Origin of the sequence: Pseudomonas sp. NBRC 111138 (assembly GCF_001320835.1) — a bacterium.
Taxonomy (GTDB): Bacteria; Pseudomonadota; Gammaproteobacteria; order Pseudomonadales; family Pseudomonadaceae; genus Aquipseudomonas; species Aquipseudomonas paracarnis.
In genome coordinates this window covers 1-18833 of the sequence record NZ_BCBO01000112.1, presented here as the reverse complement: position 1 = coordinate 18833, position 18833 = coordinate 1, and the positions used below count along the sequence as shown (strand labels likewise).

General features: G+C 60.9%; 19 protein-coding genes. 11 read left to right on the top strand and 8 right to left on the bottom strand.

Translation table 11 applies throughout. From position 1 onward, the window contains the following. Nucleotides 1-21: 21 nt before the first annotated feature. The gene (locus APH41_RS20465) at nt 22-801 is read left to right on the top strand and encodes an IclR family transcriptional regulator (RefSeq protein ID WP_054897733.1); all 780 of its coding nucleotides are present in this window, start codon (nt 22-24) and stop codon (nt 799-801) included. 1 nt (nt 802) lies between these two features. Here the strand turns inward: APH41_RS20465 and dacB are convergent, their stop codons facing one another. The 6 genes from dacB to APH41_RS20435 all read right to left on the bottom strand — a co-directional run bounded on the left by dacB (nt 803) and on the right by APH41_RS20435 (nt 7814). After that, nucleotides 803-2260 carry a D-alanyl-D-alanine carboxypeptidase/D-alanyl-D-alanine-endopeptidase gene (gene dacB, locus APH41_RS20460; protein WP_054921076.1) on the bottom strand — a complete coding sequence of 486 codons (1458 nt, stop codon included), beginning with the start codon at nt 2258-2260 and terminating at the stop codon, nt 803-805. 169 nt (nt 2261-2429) lie between these two features. Further along, nucleotides 2430-4844 (bottom strand): TonB-dependent receptor, encoded by a 2415-nt coding sequence (locus tag APH41_RS20455; protein WP_054921075.1) that lies wholly within the window; start codon nt 4842-4844, stop codon nt 2430-2432. Between the two features lie 83 nt (nt 4845-4927). Beyond that, the gene (locus APH41_RS20450; protein WP_034128684.1) at nt 4928-5233 is read right to left on the bottom strand and encodes a GIY-YIG nuclease family protein; all 306 of its coding nucleotides are present in this window, start codon (nt 5231-5233) and stop codon (nt 4928-4930) included. Nucleotides 5234-5270: 37 nt separating this feature from the next. Continuing rightward, entirely contained in the window at nt 5271-5741 is a 471-nt protein-coding gene (locus APH41_RS20445) for a nuclear transport factor 2 family protein (RefSeq protein ID WP_054921068.1), read from the bottom strand. A 422-nt stretch (nt 5742-6163) separates the two neighbouring features. Then, on the bottom strand, nt 6164-6799 hold the full coding sequence (locus APH41_RS20440) for a response regulator transcription factor (RefSeq protein WP_034128686.1): 636 nt from the start codon (nt 6797-6799) through the stop codon (nt 6164-6166). Nucleotides 6800-6995: 196 nt separating this feature from the next. Beyond that, a complete protein-coding gene (locus tag APH41_RS20435; RefSeq protein ID WP_034128687.1) occupies nt 6996-7814 on the bottom strand; it encodes a response regulator in 819 nt (272 codons plus the stop codon). 396 nt (nt 7815-8210) lie between these two features. Here APH41_RS20435 and APH41_RS20430 point away from each other — a divergent pair, with 396 nt between their 5' ends. The 8 genes from APH41_RS20430 (at nt 8211) to APH41_RS20395 (ending at nt 15926) form a co-directional block, all read left to right on the top strand. Further along, nucleotides 8211-8834: a DUF1120 domain-containing protein gene (locus APH41_RS20430; protein ID WP_054921067.1), complete on the top strand. Its 624-nt coding sequence runs from the start codon at nt 8211-8213 to the stop codon at nt 8832-8834. A 35-nt stretch (nt 8835-8869) separates the two neighbouring features. Further along, on the top strand, nt 8870-9484 hold the full coding sequence (locus tag APH41_RS20425) for a DUF1120 domain-containing protein (RefSeq protein ID WP_054921065.1): 615 nt from the start codon (nt 8870-8872) through the stop codon (nt 9482-9484). A 12-nt stretch (nt 9485-9496) separates the two neighbouring features. Further along, on the top strand, nt 9497-10120 hold the full coding sequence (locus APH41_RS20420; protein WP_054921063.1) for a DUF1120 domain-containing protein: 624 nt from the start codon (nt 9497-9499) through the stop codon (nt 10118-10120). A gap of 80 nt (nt 10121-10200) precedes the next feature. Beyond that, the gene (locus APH41_RS20415) at nt 10201-10830 is read left to right on the top strand and encodes a DUF1120 domain-containing protein (RefSeq protein WP_054921061.1); all 630 of its coding nucleotides are present in this window, start codon (nt 10201-10203) and stop codon (nt 10828-10830) included. A 31-nt stretch (nt 10831-10861) separates the two neighbouring features. Next, on the top strand, nt 10862-11566 hold the full coding sequence (locus tag APH41_RS20410) for a fimbria/pilus chaperone family protein (RefSeq protein ID WP_034128691.1): 705 nt from the start codon (nt 10862-10864) through the stop codon (nt 11564-11566). A gap of 138 nt (nt 11567-11704) precedes the next feature. Continuing rightward, nucleotides 11705-14119, top strand: a complete 2415-nt coding sequence (locus APH41_RS20405; protein ID WP_054921116.1) for a fimbria/pilus outer membrane usher protein — start codon at nt 11705-11707, stop codon at nt 14117-14119. Nucleotides 14120-14130: 11 nt separating this feature from the next. Continuing rightward, the gene (locus tag APH41_RS20400; RefSeq protein ID WP_054921059.1) at nt 14131-15270 is read left to right on the top strand and encodes a DUF1120 domain-containing protein; all 1140 of its coding nucleotides are present in this window, start codon (nt 14131-14133) and stop codon (nt 15268-15270) included. Nucleotides 15271-15281: 11 nt separating this feature from the next. Continuing rightward, a complete protein-coding gene (locus APH41_RS20395) occupies nt 15282-15926 on the top strand; it encodes a DUF1120 domain-containing protein (protein ID WP_034128692.1) in 645 nt (214 codons plus the stop codon). Here APH41_RS20395 and APH41_RS20390 read toward each other — a convergent pair. Both APH41_RS20390 and APH41_RS20385 read right to left on the bottom strand, forming a co-directional pair. Beyond that, the gene (locus APH41_RS20390; protein WP_054921056.1) at nt 15923-17188 is read right to left on the bottom strand and encodes a CynX/NimT family MFS transporter; all 1266 of its coding nucleotides are present in this window, start codon (nt 17186-17188) and stop codon (nt 15923-15925) included. The genes APH41_RS20395 and APH41_RS20390 overlap by 4 nt on opposite strands. Beyond that, a complete protein-coding gene (locus tag APH41_RS20385; RefSeq protein ID WP_054897720.1) occupies nt 17178-17837 on the bottom strand; it encodes a FadR/GntR family transcriptional regulator in 660 nt (219 codons plus the stop codon). Before APH41_RS20385 ends, APH41_RS20390 begins: the two co-directional genes overlap by 11 nt. A 159-nt stretch (nt 17838-17996) precedes the next feature. Here APH41_RS20385 and APH41_RS20380 point away from each other — a divergent pair, with 159 nt between their 5' ends. Together APH41_RS20380 and APH41_RS20375 are read left to right on the top strand one after the other, a co-directional pair. Beyond that, nucleotides 17997-18308, top strand: coding sequence for a type II toxin-antitoxin system MqsR family toxin (locus tag APH41_RS20380; protein ID WP_054897719.1), 312 nt, complete (start codon nt 17997-17999; stop codon nt 18306-18308). Next, nucleotides 18305-18793, top strand: coding sequence for a type II toxin-antitoxin system MqsA family antitoxin (locus APH41_RS20375; protein WP_054897718.1), 489 nt, complete (start codon nt 18305-18307; stop codon nt 18791-18793). Before APH41_RS20380 ends, APH41_RS20375 begins: the two co-directional genes overlap by 4 nt. The last annotated feature ends 40 nt before the right edge of the window (nt 18794-18833 follow it).

Sequence of the window (18833 nt, the reverse complement as noted above, 5' to 3'; positions counted from 1 at the left end):
CTCTCGGATTCTCGCCCTTCCATGGAAAAGCCCCGCGACACCGGTAAACAGAAAGTCCGCTCGGCGGAAGTCGGCACCGATATTCTCAAGGCCCTGGCCGAACTGTCCCCGGCCACCTCGCTGTCACGCCTGGCCGAGCATGTGCAGATGCCAGCGAGCAAGGTCCACCGCTATTTGCAGGCGCTGATCGCCTCGGGTTTTGCCGAACAGAACAGCGCCACCAACCATTACGGCCTGGGCCGCGAAGCGTTGCGCGTGGGGCTGGCGGCGCTGGGCAGCATGGATGTGTTGAAAGTCGGCGCCATGCCCTTGGCCGAACTGCGCGATGAGTTGAATGAAACCTGCTTTCTGGCGGTGTGGGGCAACCAGGGCGCGACCGTGGTGCAGATTGAGCCGGCCGTGCGCGCCGTCACCGTGGTGACGCAGTTGGGCTCGGTGTTGCCGCTGCTCAGTTCGTCCACCGGGCTGGTGTTCAGCGCCTACTTGCCGTCGCGGGAAACCGTGGAGCTGCGCGAACGCGAGGTTCAAGCCGGCACCGCTCACACCTTGGCGGACGATCAGGCCTATGCCAGCGTGTGCGAGCAAATCCGCAGCCGCGGCCTGCACTTTGTACATGGCCTGCTGATGCCCGGCGTGGATGCGTTGTCGGCGCCGGTGTTCAATGCGGTCGGGCAAGTCGCGGCGGTGATGACCGTGGTCGGCCCAACCTCGCTGTTCCATGCCGATGAAGATGGCCCGGCGGCGCAGCATCTGCTGGCGGCGACCCGGGCCGTGAGTTGGCGGATGGGCTATCAGCCCTGAATCAATCGTCGCTGCGCGCCAGCGCCACGGCCACGCGATCCTCCAACGCCTTGACCTGCGCGCCGGCCACCACGTAGTTGTTGGTCAGCATCGAGAACACCAGCTTGCGCCCGCCGGCATCGGTGATGTACCCACTCAATGACGACACGCCGCCCATGGAGCCGGTCTTGGCGTGCAGGTTGTTTTGCGCCTGTGTGTCGCGCAAGCGATAGCGCAGGCTGCCGCCGGTCATGCGGTCGGTGTTGCCGGCAATCGGCAGCGCGTTGTACCAGGCGTCAAACCACGGCTGTTTGCTGGCGGCCAGCAGCAGGTCGGTGAGGGTTTGCGACGACACCAGGTTGCGCCGCGACAGGCCTGAGCCGTCGACCTGACTGAATGTGGCGGTTTCCAGCCCCTGGCGCTTGAGGAACCCGGCCACCGCCACAGCGCCCGCCGCTGCCGTGCCGCTATTGGCCGTCTTGCGCCCCATGGCCTTGAGCAAGGCTTCAGACATATTGTTGTTCGAAAGCTTGAGCAGCGGTGTGATCAACGCCTGTAACGGCGCCGATTGGTGCTCGGCCAGCACCGTTACCGCCGCCGGGCTTGCCCCGCCCATCACCCGACGCCCCAGTACGGTAATGCCCTGCTGCGCCAGGGCTTGTTCAAACAGATTCGCGACCAGTTGCGTTGGCTCCCAGACGCTGACCAATTGCTGGCTCTGCTTTCCCGGCGCTACTGCGCCGCTGAGTTGCAACAGGTTGGTGCCGTGACGGCGATTGATTCCATAGCTGTTGCCCGGTCCGCTCATGGCACGGTTGCTCAGTTGCAGGTAATCAGTAGGCGGGAAAATATCGACACTCACCGGCGAGCCGGCCAGCAATGGCGCCTTGGCCGTAACCAGCACGCTGCCCGCATCAAAATCCGCATTGGGCGCCACGGTCAGCGCCGAAATCTGCGCGCCGTAGTAGGTGGTTTCATCGTCATGGGACCAATCCACCCCCAATCGCTCGGCATCGAACCAGGTGTCATCGAACACCAGATCACCCTGCACCTGGCGCACGCCCTGGCTGGCCAATTGCGCGGCCAGCGCCTGGTAGTCGGCAAACTGAATGCTCGGGTCGCCCAGGCCACGCAGGTACAGGTTGCCGGTCAGGCGGTCGCCCTGGCGTATGCCGTTGCTCAGCAGTTGGGTGGCGAAGCGGTATTGCGGCCCCAGCACATCCATGGCCGCCGCCGTTGTCAACAGCTTGAGGTTGGACGCGGGCACCAACCGGCTGCGTGGGTTGTGCTGATACAGCGTGGTGCCCGTGCGGGCGTCACGCACCATCAGCGAGACCGTAGCACCTTGCAGCGCCGGATCGCTCAGCAGTTTATCCAGGGTTGCCGGAGTGGAAGTGTGGGAGACGCTGGCGCAGCCCCCCAGTAAAAAACTCAAACCGACCAGCAGGGTGCCGGTGCGTAGCCATTTTCCAAAGTACATCAGTAGCGTTTTCCATAAGCATGCAATGGCGGCAACGCTAACAGCTCGCTATCAATGTGGCGACCGCTTTCCTGTGGGAGCTGGCTTGCCTGCGATGCAGACAACTCGGTGTATCAGGCAAACCCAGTCGATGCCATCGCAGGCAAGCCAGCTCCCACAGATAAATGAATCAGAAGGTAAGCGTGCTGGACACCGACACCTGCCGCGCATCGCCCATGGACACAAACTGCGTATTCACCGAGGACGTGTAGTAGGTACGGTCGAACAGGTTTTTCACGTTGAGCTGGAACTTGACCTTTTGCCCCTCAAGCTTGGTGTCGTAGCTGGCGAACACATCAGCCACGGTGTAGCTGGGCAGCTCGAAACTGTTGGCCGCGTCCCCTGCCCGCTCGCCGACATAACGCGCCCCGGCGCCGACGCGCAGTTGATCACCGCCCAGGATGCTGCCGAAGTCATACACCGCTGACAGCGAGCCGGTGCTTTTTGCCACGTTCTGCAGGCGGTTGCCTTTGAGCTTGGGGTCTTCGGTGACCTCGGCATCGGTGTAGGCATAGCTGCCGATCAGGCTCCACCTATCCGTCAGCTGGCCGCTGGCATCCAACTCCAGACCACGGGAGCGCACTTTGCCGGCCACGCTGTACTCCGAGGTCAGGCCCTCGCCTACCTGCACCAACACGTTGCGTTTATCGATGGTGAACAACGCTGCGCTGGCGGTGATACGCCCCGGCAGGTCGAACTTGGTACCCAGCTCCCAGGCTTTGGATTCCTCCGGCTGCAAACTGCCATTCAACACGGTTTTATTGGCCAGTGGCGCGATGGTGGAGTTGGGTTTGAACGACTCGGTGTAGCTGCCGTAGAACGACAATTCGTCACTGTAGCGATACACCAACCCGGCCCGAGGCACCCACTTCTGGCCATTGCCGTCGGTGTTGGCGGTGAACGGCACGCCTTTGCCGGCGTATTGGTCGTACATCTGGTAGCGCGCACCGCCGACCAGAATCCATTGATCGTTGAGGTGGATAGCATCCTGGAAGAACAGCGAATCGCTGCGCAAAAGATCGGTCTGGTTGCTGTCCGGCGCGCTGACTTTGGAACCGGCGACTTCGTTGCCGTATACCGGATTGGTGTAATCAAAGCTGCCCCGCGGTGCCTGGCGGATCAGGTCGGCGCGGTAGATCTTGCGGTACTCATCGTCCAGGCCGAACACCAGGTCGTGCTGCATACCCGCGACATCTACCTTGCCTTCGAGGCTGGCGGTGGCGAAGCGGTCGGTGGTCAGCGCGCCCTGGGTGCCGTCCATGCTGCGGGTCAGGGTACCGTTGGTGTTGACCTTGACCACGCGCACCTGGCTGGCGTCGTAGGTCTCGCGGTTCCAGCTGTAACCGAAGTGGGCTTTCCAGTCGTCGTTCAGATCATGATCGACAGTCAGGCGATACAGATCGGAGCGGCCTTCCATGTTGTTGAACGGCTCATCCAGACGGCGAGTGGCGGGGATGTTCAACGGATGGTTGGTCTTGGGATCGATGGCGGTGCCACGGTCGAACGGGGCGAGAAATTCGCGGTGCTCATAGGCCAGCAGCACTTGGGTGGTGTCGCCATACCAGGCCAGGGACGGCGCCACCAGGGTTTCGCGGTGGGTGCCGTAGTTGCGCCAGTAATCTTCGTCTTCATGGTCGAGGATCAGGCGATAAGCCAGGCCGCTGTCACCCAGGGGCCCGGTGGTGTCGAGGTTACCGCCGCTGCCGTTCTTGCCGCTGCCGAAGGTCGAACCGCGTGCGGTCAGGGAGGTGGACTGCACCAGCTCAGGCTTTTTGCTGACGATATTGACTACACCGCCTGGGTCCTGGATGCCATACAACAGCGACGACGGGCCCTTGAGCACTTCGACGCGCTCGGCTGTCGCGTTCAAGGCACGGCCCTGCACCATCGGCATACCGTCCTTCATGATCGAGCCGTTACGGTTGTCGCCAAAGCCGCGCAACATCACCGCGTCCTGGGTGCTGCCGAGGGTGTTTGTCTGGGTGATACCGCTGATATTGCCCAGCGCGTCATCCAGGTTGCGCGGTTGCTGGTCGCGCAGCACTTGAGCAGGCACTACGTTGACGGTTTGTGGGGTTTCCAACAGCAACCCATGGGAACGCATTACCGAGCTGGTCGGCGGCGGTTGGTAGCTGGTGCTGTCCTGGGTGAGGTTGGCGCCGCTGATGGTGGTAGCGCCGAGGTTGACCGCGCCGTCGGTTGGCACCGGCTCCAGCGCCAGGGTGCGGGCATCGATCTGGCGGAACGTGAAGCCGGATCGGCTCAGCAGGCGTTGCAGCGCCTGGCTCGCCGTCATCGGCCCGCTGACTGCCGGGGCATTGAGGCCGTAGGGCGCTTCATCGGTATAGATCACGCTGATGCCGGTGACCCGGCTGAACTCGCTCAGGGCCTGGGGCAGTGGTTTGGCTGCCAGGGCAAAATTGAACTGAGCGCTGTGCTGCTCCTGCGCACGCGCAACGCTCAAGGGCAGCAACGCCAGCCCCGACACCGCCAAGACCGAAGCTCCCAGCCACTGTTTTACCCAACCGCCCGCCGTCGACTTCATGCTCTGAGAACCCGTGTTGAAAACGCTGTTAATGCGAATAGATCGCAGTTTCAAGCACTACACGGATGGGGCGCAGGTTTACCTCACATGGGTTCGCAACTATTTTTGTGTATGCCGCTCTCGAGGCCACTCGCGGCCAGGCACTCCTTGGCACTCTTCTTCAATTTCTTGATCAAGCGCTCCTGACGCAGCGCCTCGCCCTTGCTCGCACATTGCTCGGTATAGACCAAGGCCACGGCAGGGCTGGACAGAAAAAACCGTGCGCCCTTGCCGCTTTGGTGCGAGGCAAACCGGCGCACGGGGTCATTGCTGATACCGCAGTACAGCGAGCCATTGGCGGCCCGCACCAGATAGACGAACCAGGGTTTGGGTTCAGAGGGATCAGTCACAAGTCGATGTCGGCAAACCAGAAGAGCGCCAAGCTTATCAACGCCCGGCCTGAAATGCCTTCAAGCCTTTGAGCGCCTGGGCACGTACCGCGTTTTTCAGCGCGGGCGACCAACCCAGCAACAGGCCCTTGAGGCCCAACGCCTGGCGCGACCAACGCCACAGCTCGAAGTGGTCGTGGTGTTCACAGATCTTGCCGTCACGGAACACGAACCGCGCACCGATATCGTTGACCACGGTATTGCCGGTGGCGCTGAACAAATACGTCGCCACCCAATGGGCACTGCCGGTGCTGTCATCGCTGCGCACATGGTCGAACGTCAGGGAAAAATCCTTGGCCCGCGTGGTAAGCATGCGCCACATATCACCGGCATCCCGCCCGCGCAGTTCGCCGAACGCCGGGTCGCTGAAGACCACATCGTCGGTGTAGCAAGCGGCCATGGCCTCGGCGTCAAGGCGCTGAAAGGCCTCATAGAAGCGGTGGATCAGAGCATCGTGGGCAGCACTCATGGGCAGGTTCCGCAGCAATTATTGTCAGGCCTGCACGATAATCCGCACAGGCCGCGAAGACCATGGGCATTCATGACAAAAATAGCGCTGCCGTCGATCTGGATCTCTTCAGCGGTCGGCAGTGCGGACTTGAACACTAGCCGCGCGGCCTTGACGGCTATCAATGCAGGCGCGTTGCAACTGACCTCCGTCAGGGTCGCATCACTTACGGTCGATTAACCAGCGGTTACGCGGGCACAAGCAAGTACATCGCACAATGGGTATTTCGTCTCAACTAATTTGACCGGGAATTTAAACAACCCTCAACTAATGCCAGCAGGCGCCAACAACAAGTTAGAGCACTTAGCGCACCAGCCCCATACAACTAATACGAATCCTGCACTTGGCCTTTAGTTAAACCACTGTCATAAAACTGCAACTTTCTAAGGCACCATTCCCGATGCACGCGCATAGGCGAACAGTTCAACATCGGTAGAGATACTCAGCCGCTGCATCGCTGTACTTTTCTGTTTGCTGATAGTGGAAATACTCCGGTGGACCTTGGCCGCGATCTGGCTGACAGTCATGCCGCTGGCCAACATACGCACCACCTCGCTCTCCTTGCCGGACAACTGCGGCTCATGGGACTGATTGCCTGTCCCCGCCTCCACCAGTTGCACCCGCAGGCATTCACTGGCGAAGGTCTGGCCGGCGCACACGGCTTTGATCGCCAGGGGCAACTCCTTGGCAGAGGCACTTTTGGCGACCACTGCCTTGGCACCATGGGCGAAGGAGGCACGCAGGGTGGCAACGTTGGCGAACATCGTCACCAGGATCACTGGCACGTTCGGGTACTGACGACGCAACAGGCTCAACAGGCTGTAGCCATCAGCTTGCTGACCGCCCGGCATGGCAAAATCGGTGACCAGCACATCACATGCCGTAGTACTCAATACCCCGAGCAATTGATCGGGACCGTCGGCTTCGCCGACCACCTTGCACTTGCCATTCGCCTCAATCACGACTCTCTGCCCGACTCGAACAATAGGGTGATCGTCAGCAATAATTACTCGAAGCATAGATACCTACGAATGGTGGCAACTTGAATCCGCGCAAAATACCTCTGTCAGCGCTCATCAACAACTACTAACAAAGACCCACTTGCAGCCGAAGCCAATGTTTAGTAGCGGCTATTTTTTGGACTACAACATAATAGGAAACCACCTACAGCAAAAACTAGACTTCCAAATAACTTAAACCCTCTGTAAACACCTTTCACAGAGTGGACAGATAATCCAGATAGGTGCGCAAGCGTGCCTGGAACGATGTCAACTCCGCCTGGTGCGCAGACACGCCATCGCGCTGAACCTGCTCGATCAACCTCACGGCACAGGACTCAAGCCCTGTTCCTCCTATAAATACCAGGCTACCCGTCAATCGATGCAGGCGTTCGGCGGTCAATGATGCGTTCAATGCGGCACAGGCACGGCCCAACAGGTCGTGATCTTGCCAAGCCTCGACCAGCAGATTTTCCAACAGTTGATTGACCACCTGTTCACTGCCAAACGTCGCGACCAGGCTCGCGCGGGCGGGCCACCCCATAACCTTCGCAACAGGCTCCGCACCGATAGGCATGTGATCGGCACCCGGGAGCCATCGCGCCAAAACGGCACTTAATTGTTCCAGGGTCAGAGGCTTGAGCAGCCAGGCATCCATGCCCGCGTCGCGGCAGCGCTGGGGGCTGTCGTTTTGCAGGTCGGCGGTCAACGCGATGATCGGCACTCGCCTCAAGCCGACGTGGTGCTCATATTGGCGAATGGCGCGGGCCATGCTGTAACCGTCCATGACGGGCATCTGGCAATCAGTGATCACCAGGTCAAAGGGCCGACGAGCATAAGCCACTCGCCCGAGATACCCGTCGGCGACCAGCTCATGGTCCAACCCGAGTTTTCGCAGCAAGCAACCCAGCAATAGACGGTGGGCTGAATGATCCTCCGCCACCAGGACATGCAACTGCCGCCAGTGAGGCGGGGGAGTAACAGGCGATCTCGATTTGCGGCTCGCGCCTGCGGTTGAACCTGACAGCGAACCCATCAGTACCTCTTCGTAGCTATTGATACGGCAGCAACCTTCGGCACTGGCGCAATAGCCATAGAGGCCTACTTAGGCAGCAACGATCGCCACATTCCTTTGAATGCTATCGACGAAAAACCAATAACCTTTTGAATGGCTTAAAGCCGATACAACAACTACGAAAAAACGCGAACTCACCCTATTCGATCCACCCTGCCAATGTCGTATTAGTTGTATTTCCCCCGCGCACGCTCCTCGCTAAATTGTGCCCCACCCCAAAAGAGGGACGGCTTGCCACTCCCCGGCAGCCGCAAAAAATATCGAGACCGTCGCACCGACAACCACCCGCCGACACCAGCGCGGGCGTTGCGTTGCACGCACCTCTATCTGCCAGCCTGCAATGGAAAAAACAGAAAAATGAAGAGCCCTGTAGCCCTATTGAGCAGTGCCCTGCTGCTCGCCATGAGTTCATCGGTATTCGCAGCCAGCAGCGTGGACCTGGCCGTCAAAGGGCTGATCACGCCCAGCGCCTGTGCGCCCAGCTTTTCGGGTGACGTCGATTATGGAAAGATCTCGGCAAGAGACCTGAACATCGACAGCCTGACCTGGCTTGAACGCAAGACCGTGCAATTGAGCGTGAACTGCGACGCGGCGACGCTGTTCGCCATCCACCCCGTCGACAATCGTGCGGGCTCGGCCGCTTATGGCGGTGCCTTTGGCCTGGGCGTGATCAACGGCACCCAGAAGCTCGGCGCTTATAGGTTGGTATTCAGCAGGCCCGTCGCTGAAACGCCTTCCACCTTAATCACGATGCACAAAGACGGAAACCAATGGTTCCGACTCTTTGATGACGATGAAGTAGCGCCAAACGATCGGGTAGCGCTGGGCAGTCGCATTGACGGCAGTTGGGCGCCTCACCCGATCAAGGACGCGATCGTGGACGTCACGCTCTTGACCTCGATCGGGCCCGCACGCGACCTGACACTGATCAGCGAAGTGGCCATCGACGGCTCAGCGACCTTCGAAGTCCAGTACCTGTAAGACCTCGCCCCCTCTGCCCAAGGAGATTCACTGACATGAATGTTTTTGCATCCAGCCTGATAGGCGCCTTGCTCCTCAGCCCGACCGCATTCGCCGCCAGCAACACAGACTTGCTCGTGCGCGGCAGCATCACCCCCAGCGCTTGCTCACCAGTCATCGCCGGCGGCGGGACTGTGGACTTCGGCAAGGTGTCGGTCAAGGACCTCAACACCGACACCTACACCGATCTGCCCAGAGAAACCATGCTGTTGAGTGTGCGCTGCGACGGGCCGACGTACTTCACCCTCAACACCATCGACAACCGTTCAGGCACCGCCGCCAGCCACTTCAGCTGGCATGGGCTGGGCACCACACCCAGCGATGAAAAAGTCGGCGATGCCGGGCTGGGTCTCTATATGCCCGTGGCCGACGGCGTCTCCGTGCGCACCATCACCTCAAGGGATGGCGGCGTGACCTGGATGCCTTCGGTGATGCTCAGCCATACCTTGCTGACGGCGATCGCCCACAGCGACGACGTGATACCGATTGCAGTTCAGGAACTGGACGCCGAGATCCGCCTGATCACCCACATCGCACCTGCCAACAACCTGACGTTGACCGACGAAGTCCCTATCGACGGTCACGCCACCGTACAAGTCAATTACCTTTAAGGAGTCCCTACGATGAAAACCCGATTGACCACCCTGGCCGCCGGCGTATTGCTGCTCGGCTCGGCGACAACCTTCGCTGCATCGTCCGTTGACCTGACCGTCAAGGGGCTGATCGTGCCCAGCGCTTGCACACCCAGCTTGTCCGGTGGTGGCGTGGTCGACCACGGCAAGATTTCCGCCAAGGATCTGAATCTGGACGACGCAACATATCTGGATAAACGCACCCTGACGATGACGGTCAACTGTGACGCTCCGATTCAGTTTGCCCTGCACCCGATTGATAATCGGGCAAGTTCCAGCATGAGCAGCTCGTACTTTGGCCTGGGTTTTATCAACGATACCCAGAAACTGGGTTACTACTTCCTCACCTTGAGCAACCCGGTCGCCGATGATGGCGTTGTAGTGCAGACGATCGGTTCCACTGACCAGGGCCAGACCTGGTTCAAAGAGAAGTTCCTGGACCCAGGCCTGTACATGTCAGTTGCCTCAATGGAGGACCTTACCCTGCCCCTGGCGGTCAAGGACTTGAGCGTTGATGTGGGTGTAAGCACTGCAATTCACCGCGCCGACGGCCTGGACCTGAGCAACGAAGTGACCATCGACGGCTCCGCCACCCTTGAAGTGAAGTACCTCTGACCCATGGCGCCCCATGCCCTTACCCTTGAAGGGCATGGGCTTCGCCGTGGGCTGTGCTCACCCGTGCCAGTGATGAATCGATGACTATGTTCACCCGTTTCTTTACCGTGCTGTTGTTATCCCTGTGCGCTGCGGCCAAGGCCAGTGCGGGCAGCGCTGCCGAGCTTACGGTAACCGGTCGTGTGACACCGGATGCCTGCTATATCGAGCTGTCGGATGAAGGCTTTGTCGACCACGGAAAGATCCCCGCACACACCCTCCTTGTCGACGAATTCACCGTGCTGCCCAGCCGACAACTCGAACTGCAGGTGCAATGCGCCAGGCCCATGCTGTTTGCGCTGGTGGGTATCGACAATCGTGCGGAGTCTTCCCTGGCACCGGATTTTTTCTATGGGCTGGGCAGAAACATCCATGCACCGGACGAACGCCTCGGCTCCGTGGCGTTGTCGTACCGCAACCCAGTGGGGGACTCACAGGCCATGCAAGTCCTGGCCTCCACCAACAGCGGCGAAAGCTGGACGCCCGAGCCCAATGGCTATCCACGATCCTATATGGCATTTGCTCCGACGGGCGACCGTCAGCCCGACTTCATCAGCCAGTTGAGGGTCCAGCTTCAAGTGGACACCGCCATCAACTTTTCGCAGTACCTGACCCTGAATCAGGAAGTGCCCCTCGACGGCTCCATCGTTCTGGATTTGCGTTACCTCTGACCCACTCATTTCGCCTAATGGAAAACCCATCATGACGATGACATGCTCAAACACCGCGTTCGGCCTTATTGCCCTGCTGCTGATATTCGGCAACCAAGCAAAGGCTGACGGCATGGTCCCGGACACATCCGTGGTGATCGTCCACGAGGCCGATGGTGAAGCTTCCGTTTCGGTGACCAACTCCGACAGCCAGCTCTCGTTGTTGCATGTGACCTTGCAGGACATTCCGGAAGACACCGAACCCCTGCTGGTGGTGACGCCGCCGCTGTCTCGAGTCGAAGCGTCCAAATCCCAGTTGGTGCGCTTTATTCTGCAAAACCAAAAACCGTTGCTCACCCAGCGGCTCAAACGCGCCGTGTTCGAAGGCATGCCCCAGGGCCGCGCAGCCACTGCCGCCGGTCATGCCCGCGTGGGCGTGACCGTGCGCCAGAACCTGCCGGTGATTGTGCATCCCAAGGGCCTGGCACCCAATCGCAGCCCCTGGACCGGCCTGACATGGACCCTGCGCGACGGCCAATTGCAGGTGCGTAATGACACACCCTATGTGGTGCGCCTGGCCCAGGAGCTGCGGCTGTTGCCCGGCGACGGCAAGGCGATGCTGCCGCGCACCTACGTGCTGCCAGGTGAAGCCTTGAGCGTGCCTGCCAGCGGTGGCCAAGCCAAGACGGTGAGGCTACAACCGGCCACTGTGTACGGGTTTGCGGTCAAGGCCTACGACGCCCCCATCACCCTCTGACAGAAAACCACAGGCGTCGCCAAGACCGCCGCCTGGATAACGAAGTGACGGCTTATCGACCGTCACCAGAACGCCCAAAGCCCCGAGCCCAATGAGGGCTGTGCGTTCACTAAGCGAGTACCTTGCGTGAAAACAGTATTGAGTTACCGTGACGGCGAAGCCGTGCCCATTCGTCCAGCCTTGCCGCTGGTGTTGCTGCTGTATGCGCTTATGCCGGACAAGGCGTGGGCCGACGACACCAGCCCCGCAGGCTTCGACGCCCAGACCTTGCATCAGCGCGGCATCGATCCACAGTTGGCCAGCCTGCTGCTGGCAACACCGCGCTTTGCCGCCGGCCGTCATAACGTCAACCTGCGGGTCAATGGCCTGCGCCGGGGACGCCTGGAGGTCAGTTTCGATCAACAGGGCAACCCCTGCCTGGACCGTGCGTTGCTGGACGCCGCCAACCTGGTGATACCCGCTGAACCCGTGGGTTGTGAGGATTTTCTCGTGCGGTATCCGCAAAGCCTGGTGGAACCGGACCCGTCGACACTGACGTTGGCACTGGTCGTGCCCACCGAAGCACTGCGCCCCGTGCAACAGGACATCTCGGGCTACCAGACCGGCGGGTTTGCCGGGATGCTCAACTACGACCTGAGCGGGTTCTACAACCGCTTTGGCGAAGACGCCAGCCGGTTTGGCTCAGCCAATACCGAAATCGGCTTCAACGCCGGCGACTGGATCGTGCGCAGCCGCCAGGTGCAGACCTGGCAGGATGGCTTATCGCGCAGCGTCCACTTGGAGGCCTATGCGCAACGGACCTTCGCCAGCCATCAGGCAGTGCTGCAGGCCGGGCAGATCAACCTCTATAACCCGGTGTTGTCTGGCGCACAGATCACCGGCGTGCAGGTGCTGACCGAGCACGCCCTTCAGGAGCAAGGCCAGAGCGCGCAAATCCAGGGGATCGCCAACAGCCCGGCACAGGTAGAAGTGCGCCAGAACGGCGCGCTGATTCACTCCACCGTGGTGCCTGCCGGGCCGTTTGTGCTGAACGATGTACGTCGCCTGAATACGCGCTCGGACGTCGAAGTCACGGTCAAGGAAAGTGTCGGCGGGGAACGACGTTTCACCGTACCCGCCGCCATGCTCGGTCTCGGCCTGCCTGCACCCGGCTATTCGGTCGCAGCGGGGCGCGTACGTAACGTCGGCGGGGCCGAGGCAGAGGCGCCGTGGGTGGTCAGCGCCGGTTGGACCGGGAACTTGCATCCGCAACTGACCCTGGGCAGTGGCGTGCTGGCGACCGGCGAGTATCGCTCGGCGGGCGCCAGCCTGGGCTGGCTGCCGTGGCTGGACAGTCAGATCCAGGTGTCCGCCCAATTGTCCAACACCCAGTCGTGGGAAAAAGTCTCGGGCGTGCAGACTGATCTTTCCTGGTCACAGCGCCTGAGCGAGCGATGGTCGTTCAGCGCCGCCAACTCCTGGCGCAGCAGCGGCTACCGCGAACTGGAGGAAAGCACCTACGAGCGCGACGGCAGTCAGCGCAACTCACGCTATCGCGATCAACAAAGTATCAACCTGGGGTGGTCACATCCGCAGCTGGGCGCATTCAGCGCCGGCGTTTCACGTTCGAGTACCTTCGAGGGCAACAGCAGCAGCCGCGCGCTCGCAGCGTGGGGCACGAGCATTGGCGCAGTCTCGTTATCGGCCAGCGCCGAGTGGCAGATGGGCGGACGCCAGCAACAGGACAACGCGGTCTACCTCACTGTCAGCGTGCCGTTGGGCGAAAGCCGCCGGGTGCGCAGTTGGGTGCGCAACTCCGGCGGCCAAAACCGTACCGGTCTGGGCCTGACCGAACAGCTTGACGACCAATTGAGCTACCGCGTCAGCGCCGAACACGACAGCAGTGACCATGAGGTGGAAACCAGCGTGGGCATTTCGGCATTGCCACGCTATACCCAACTCGACTTGAGCTACAGCCGCTCCGATGCCGAGCGTTCGAGCTACCAGGGCGGCGCCCGCGGCGGTGTAGTCGTGCATGGCGACGGTATGACATTTACCCCCTACCCGGTGCGCGACACCTTCGCTCTGGTTTCCGTCGGCGACATGAGCGGCATCAAACTCAGCACCCCCAGTGGCCCGGTCTGGACCGACTGGCAAGGCCAGGCCGTGGTGTCGCAGGTGGCCGCCTACGGGCGCAGCCCAGTGGAAGTGCAGACCCGCTCTCTACCGCGCAACGCCGATATCAACAATGGCCTGGCCATGATCTCGGCCGGGCGTGGCGCTGTCGATCGGGTCGAATTCGGCGTGGGCCTGACCCGCCGCATGCTGCTCACCGTCAGCGACGATCAGGGAAACCCCATGCCCGTGGGAGCGTCCGTTACGACGAACACAGGTGAGTTCATCACCTTGGTGCAGGACGCCAGCCAGGTGTTCCTGCCCAATGTGCTGGACCAAGGAGCGCTGTGGATCACCACCTCCCAAGGCAACCGCTGTGAATTGCGCTACGAACTGCCGGCAAAAGCCGACCCCACGGTGTATTTCGAAACCGCACCTGCTCGTTGCCACACACCATGAGGACTACTGCCATGCACCCTGCAATCTGTTTGCGCTACGTGAGCCTGGGGTTATTGCTCGCGTTTGCCGGCACTGCTCAAGCCTTTGAGGAATGCCAATTCAACCTCAGCGAACCGCTGGTGGATTTGGGCTTGATGAGTCGCCTGGCGCAAAGCGACAGCGCGCCGCAACGCCTGCTCGGCGAGCGCCGTTTGAGCCTGACGTTCACCTGCCCCCAGGCCCAGGACCTGAGCCTGTTTTATCGCGGCACCGCCGCCTCCGCGCAACGTCTGCAATTCACTCCCAACGGCAGCTATGCCATAGAAGTCGGCAACGCCGTGCTCGACGGCCGGGCGGTGGAACTGGGCTTGTTACCCGGCGCAGGCCAGGCGCCGGTGAGCAGCGCCAGCGTGCTGGAATGGCGGCCCGACCATGGCATCGCGCCGCTGCACCAGGGCACGGTGTTGCAGGGGAAAACCCTGGCATTGCAGTTGACTCTGCGCGCCTGGGCCGACCCGGCCGCCACCCAGGTACGCGACGCCACCACCTGGGAAGTCAGCGGGATGATGTACCACAGCGCAAGCGGGCGTTACCGCGACCTCACGTTGCGCGCCCACTTCGCGCCGACCGCCTGCCAACCGACACTGTCGGACCAGGGCGTCGTGGACTACGGCACGCTGTACGCCAAGGATCTGAGTGCCACCCACGAAACACCGCTACCCACGCGCACCGTGCGCCTGAGCGTGACCTGCGATGCTCCGGCCCGCTTCGGCCTGCGCATGAAAGACAATCGCGATGGCTCAGCCACCGGCGGCACCGATGAAACGGCCTATGGCCTGGACCTGGACGCCAGCAACAACAAAATCGGACGCTTCTACCTGACGATCGACCCTGCGGAATTCAGCGCCGACAGCGTGTCCACGCTGTATCGCACCGACTCCACCAGCAATGGCGCAGCCTGGAGCAGTTCCACTGCGCGGCAGATCCCCATGGCTGCCAACAGCCTCATGGGCTTTACCGACAAGACCGGCGTGACTACGGGCCCGCTCGCCATACAGGTCCTGACCGGCACGATGCGCATCAAGACGTACCTGGCCCCCATCCAATCGCTGGATCTGCGCGACGTCGTGCGTATCAATGGGTCCGGCACCCTCGAAATCATTTACTTGTAGGAGTGCGTACCATGAAAATTCCTGCCCTTTGCAGCCTTCTATTATTGACCAGCACCCAGGCGGCGCTGGCGGCCTCGACGGTGGACCTAAGCGTCCAGGGGCTGGTCACGCCCGCCGCGTGCCTGCCGCAACTGTCAAACGGCGGCCTGATCGACTACGGCAAAATATCTCAACAAGACTTGAACCTGGAAACTCGCACCCGTCTTCCCGCCAAGACCCTGTTCTTCGGCATGGCGTGTACCGGCCCGGTACGTTATGCCCTGCGCATGCAAGACAACCGCAGCGACTCGACCCTGGTCGAAAGCGAGATTTACTACGGGCTGGGTTTCGACAGCAACGGCACGCCCCTGGGCGTTTACTCCATGACCTTCGATCCTCGGCAGACCCAGGCCAGCAACAACGGGCAGCTCTACGGCACCGAATCCACCACCGGGGGGCTGGCATGGCGCACGTCCAACCTCAACCCCATCGACATCGGTTCCAGGAGCTACCTGGGTTTTACGTCGATCGAGGGCAGCGTCAGCGGCCCCACCGCCATTGGCATAATAGGCAGCCACGTCACGGTGCAGACCGTGATCAATGCTCGCAAGAATCTGGACTTGAGCACGCAAACCCCGATTGACGGTTCGGCCACGCTGGAAGTGGTTTATCTCTAGACCTTCTCACAGGTGACGCGCACGTAGCGCGCACGTCCGGCGCCCAGGCCCGCCACGATGGCGCCGAGGCCGATCACTGCGAAGATCCAGCCGATGGCCGTCCAGCCGCTGGTCCAGTCATGCACCACGCCCACAGCGAAAGGGCCAAGGGACGCCAGGGTATAACCGATCCCCTGGGCCATGCTCGACAGGTTGGCGGCTACGTGAGCGTCACGCGAGCGCAGCACAATCAAGGTCAGCGCCAGGCTGAAGGTACCGCCCTGCCCCAGACCGAGCAGAATCGCCCAACCCCACAAACCGTCCAGCGGCGCATACAGGCAGCCGAACAGGCCGCCGAGGGTCAGCAGCATCACCACCACGATCGCCAGGCGCTGGTCCTTGCCACGGGTGGCCAGCCATGGCGCGGCCAGGGAACTGAACAATTGCACAATGATCGAGCCGGACAACGCCAGTCCCGCCTCCGTGGCACTCAGGCCACGACCGATCAGAATCGACGGCAACCAGCCGAATACGATGTAGGCCAGGGATGATTGCAGGCCCATGTATAAGGTCACTTGCCAGGCCAGCGGGTCACGCAGTAGCCCCTTCACGCGGTAGGCGACGCGATGGGCGCCGTGCTTCTGCCCGACTTGCGGCAACCAGAACAACGCCGCCAACAGCGCTGGCAGAATCCAGAACCCCAAACCAAGGGGCCAACTGTCGCCGAAGTAATGACTCAACGGTACCGTGGCCCCTGCCGCCAATGCGGCGCCCAGGCACAGGGCCATGGTGTAGACGCCGGTCATGGCGCCCGCACGTGCGGCGAAGTCGCGCTTGACGATACCCGGCAGCAATACGCCGATGATGCCAATGCTGGCGCCGGCGATCAGGCTGCCGGCAAACAGGCCCACTTCCCCGAATGAACTGCGCAGGATGATCCCGCCAGCCAGCGTCAGCAAGACGCCGAACACCACCCGCTCAGCCCCAAAGCGTCGGGCCAGGATCGGCGCCATGGGCGCGAACAGGCCCAGGCACAACACCGGCAGGGTGGTCAGTAAACCGGCTTGGGCGGCCGACAGGCCCAGGCTGCTGGAGACGTCGGCCAACAGCGGCGACAGGCTCGACAAGGCCGGGCGCAAGTTGAGCGCCACCAGGATCAGGCCCAGCAACAGCAACCAGGGCCGGCTCACCCGCGGGTGGCTGTGCTGCACCTCGTCGTCATCGGCCTCGGCGTCAATCAACAACTCTTCAAGTTCGGGCGTGCGTTGGGTTTCAGGGTTCATTGATCAACTGCCGGCAGAGGGATTTGGCACGTTCGGGGTCTTGCTGCTCCACGGCGTCAAGCAGGGCAACGTGCAAGTCGAACACGGCCTGGCGACGCGGTGAAAGGTTCAGGGTCTGACGCAACTGCGCGCCGACGATGGCGGAGAAATACTGATACAGCTCGCTCAAGGCCGGGTTGTGTGCGGCGTCCACCAAGCGTTGGTGAAACGCCAGGTCAGCGCTGATATAGGCCTCGAGGTCGCCCTGATACAGCGCGGCGCTGGCATCCAGCGCTGTGCGCAATGCTCGCAGGTCACTTGCAGTACGGCGTTGCGCAGCAAGGCCGATGGCTTCCACTTCCAGAATCTGCCGCGTCTCCTGCGCCTGCCCCAGGGTGCAATGAGACAACGCACGCATCGTGCCCAACGGGTCGGTCATCGAGCGCAGATAACTGCCGTCGCCCTGGCGAATTTCGATCAACCCGGAGAATGCCAACACGCGCATGGCTTCACGCACGGTGTTACGGCTGATCCCCAGTTCGGCGCACAGTTCGGGCTCGGTGGGCAGGCGTTCGCCAACGGCCCACGCACCCTGGGCAATGCGCAGACGCAGTTGTTCCAGCGCCTGGTCAACCAGAGAGCGTTTGATCAGCGGGGCGATGTCTGTCATGGGCTTTACGCTTTCGTCCAATCATAGGATGAATTTTCCTACAGCCTATTAGGAGTCGCCTACAAAGGCAACGCACTAGGGTTTTTAGGCAGGGAAAGGAGCAGTATTTTCGATTGGTAAAATTACCCTCAGAGGATAATTATTGGACTCAGGTGTCTTATGGAAAAGTACACACCTCATTACGATCTGGCCTTGATCAAGGCGCAAGTCATCCGGCTGGGCCACAGAGCCTTTACGGCAACTGCGCGGGAGAGCGCTCGTCAACTTGAATTGAGCATCGGCCAGATGCGGTTGGCGGTCTGCGCCCTTGAAACGCGAATGTTGTACAAATCAATGACAACCTATGCAGACCACCGGATATGGCAGGACGTCTATCTGATCAAGATGTACGGTACGGAGATTTACATCAAGGTGACTCACCGCCCAGGCGGCGAAGCTCCCGTAATCTCCTTCAAGGAGAAAACCTTATGAAAACCCAACAATGCGTGAATTGCGGAACCCATGATGGAATGCAGTATTTCGCAGGTCGCACCTTCACCATCAACACACGCGGCATGATGCGCGACATTCCAAACATCGCGGGCTGGGAATGCCAGGTTTGTAAGGAAATCGAATTCGATCATGACGATGACAGCGCAGAGCGTTATTCCGATGCCAGTGACCAATTATTGATTGATGGCAGAAAAGTCATCGCGGCTGAAATGAAGCGAATCCGTCGCAAACTGCACCTCACTCAGAAGGAGGCAGTGAAGCTGTTGACTGTGCGCGGGCAAAACTCATTTTCTCGCTACGAAAGGGCTGAGGTTTTCCCTCCTGAACCATTGTTTACACTCATGCGCCTACTGGATAAGCATCCGCATCTGCTGGCCGAGATCGAGGCGCTCAATGTCGGAGAAGACCTCAATCGCCTGCTCATAGAAAAAGATGAGCAACAACGTGCGGCACAAGCATCCTGAACAGACCAACAGGCAAAAATAAACCCGGCACCAGGCTAAT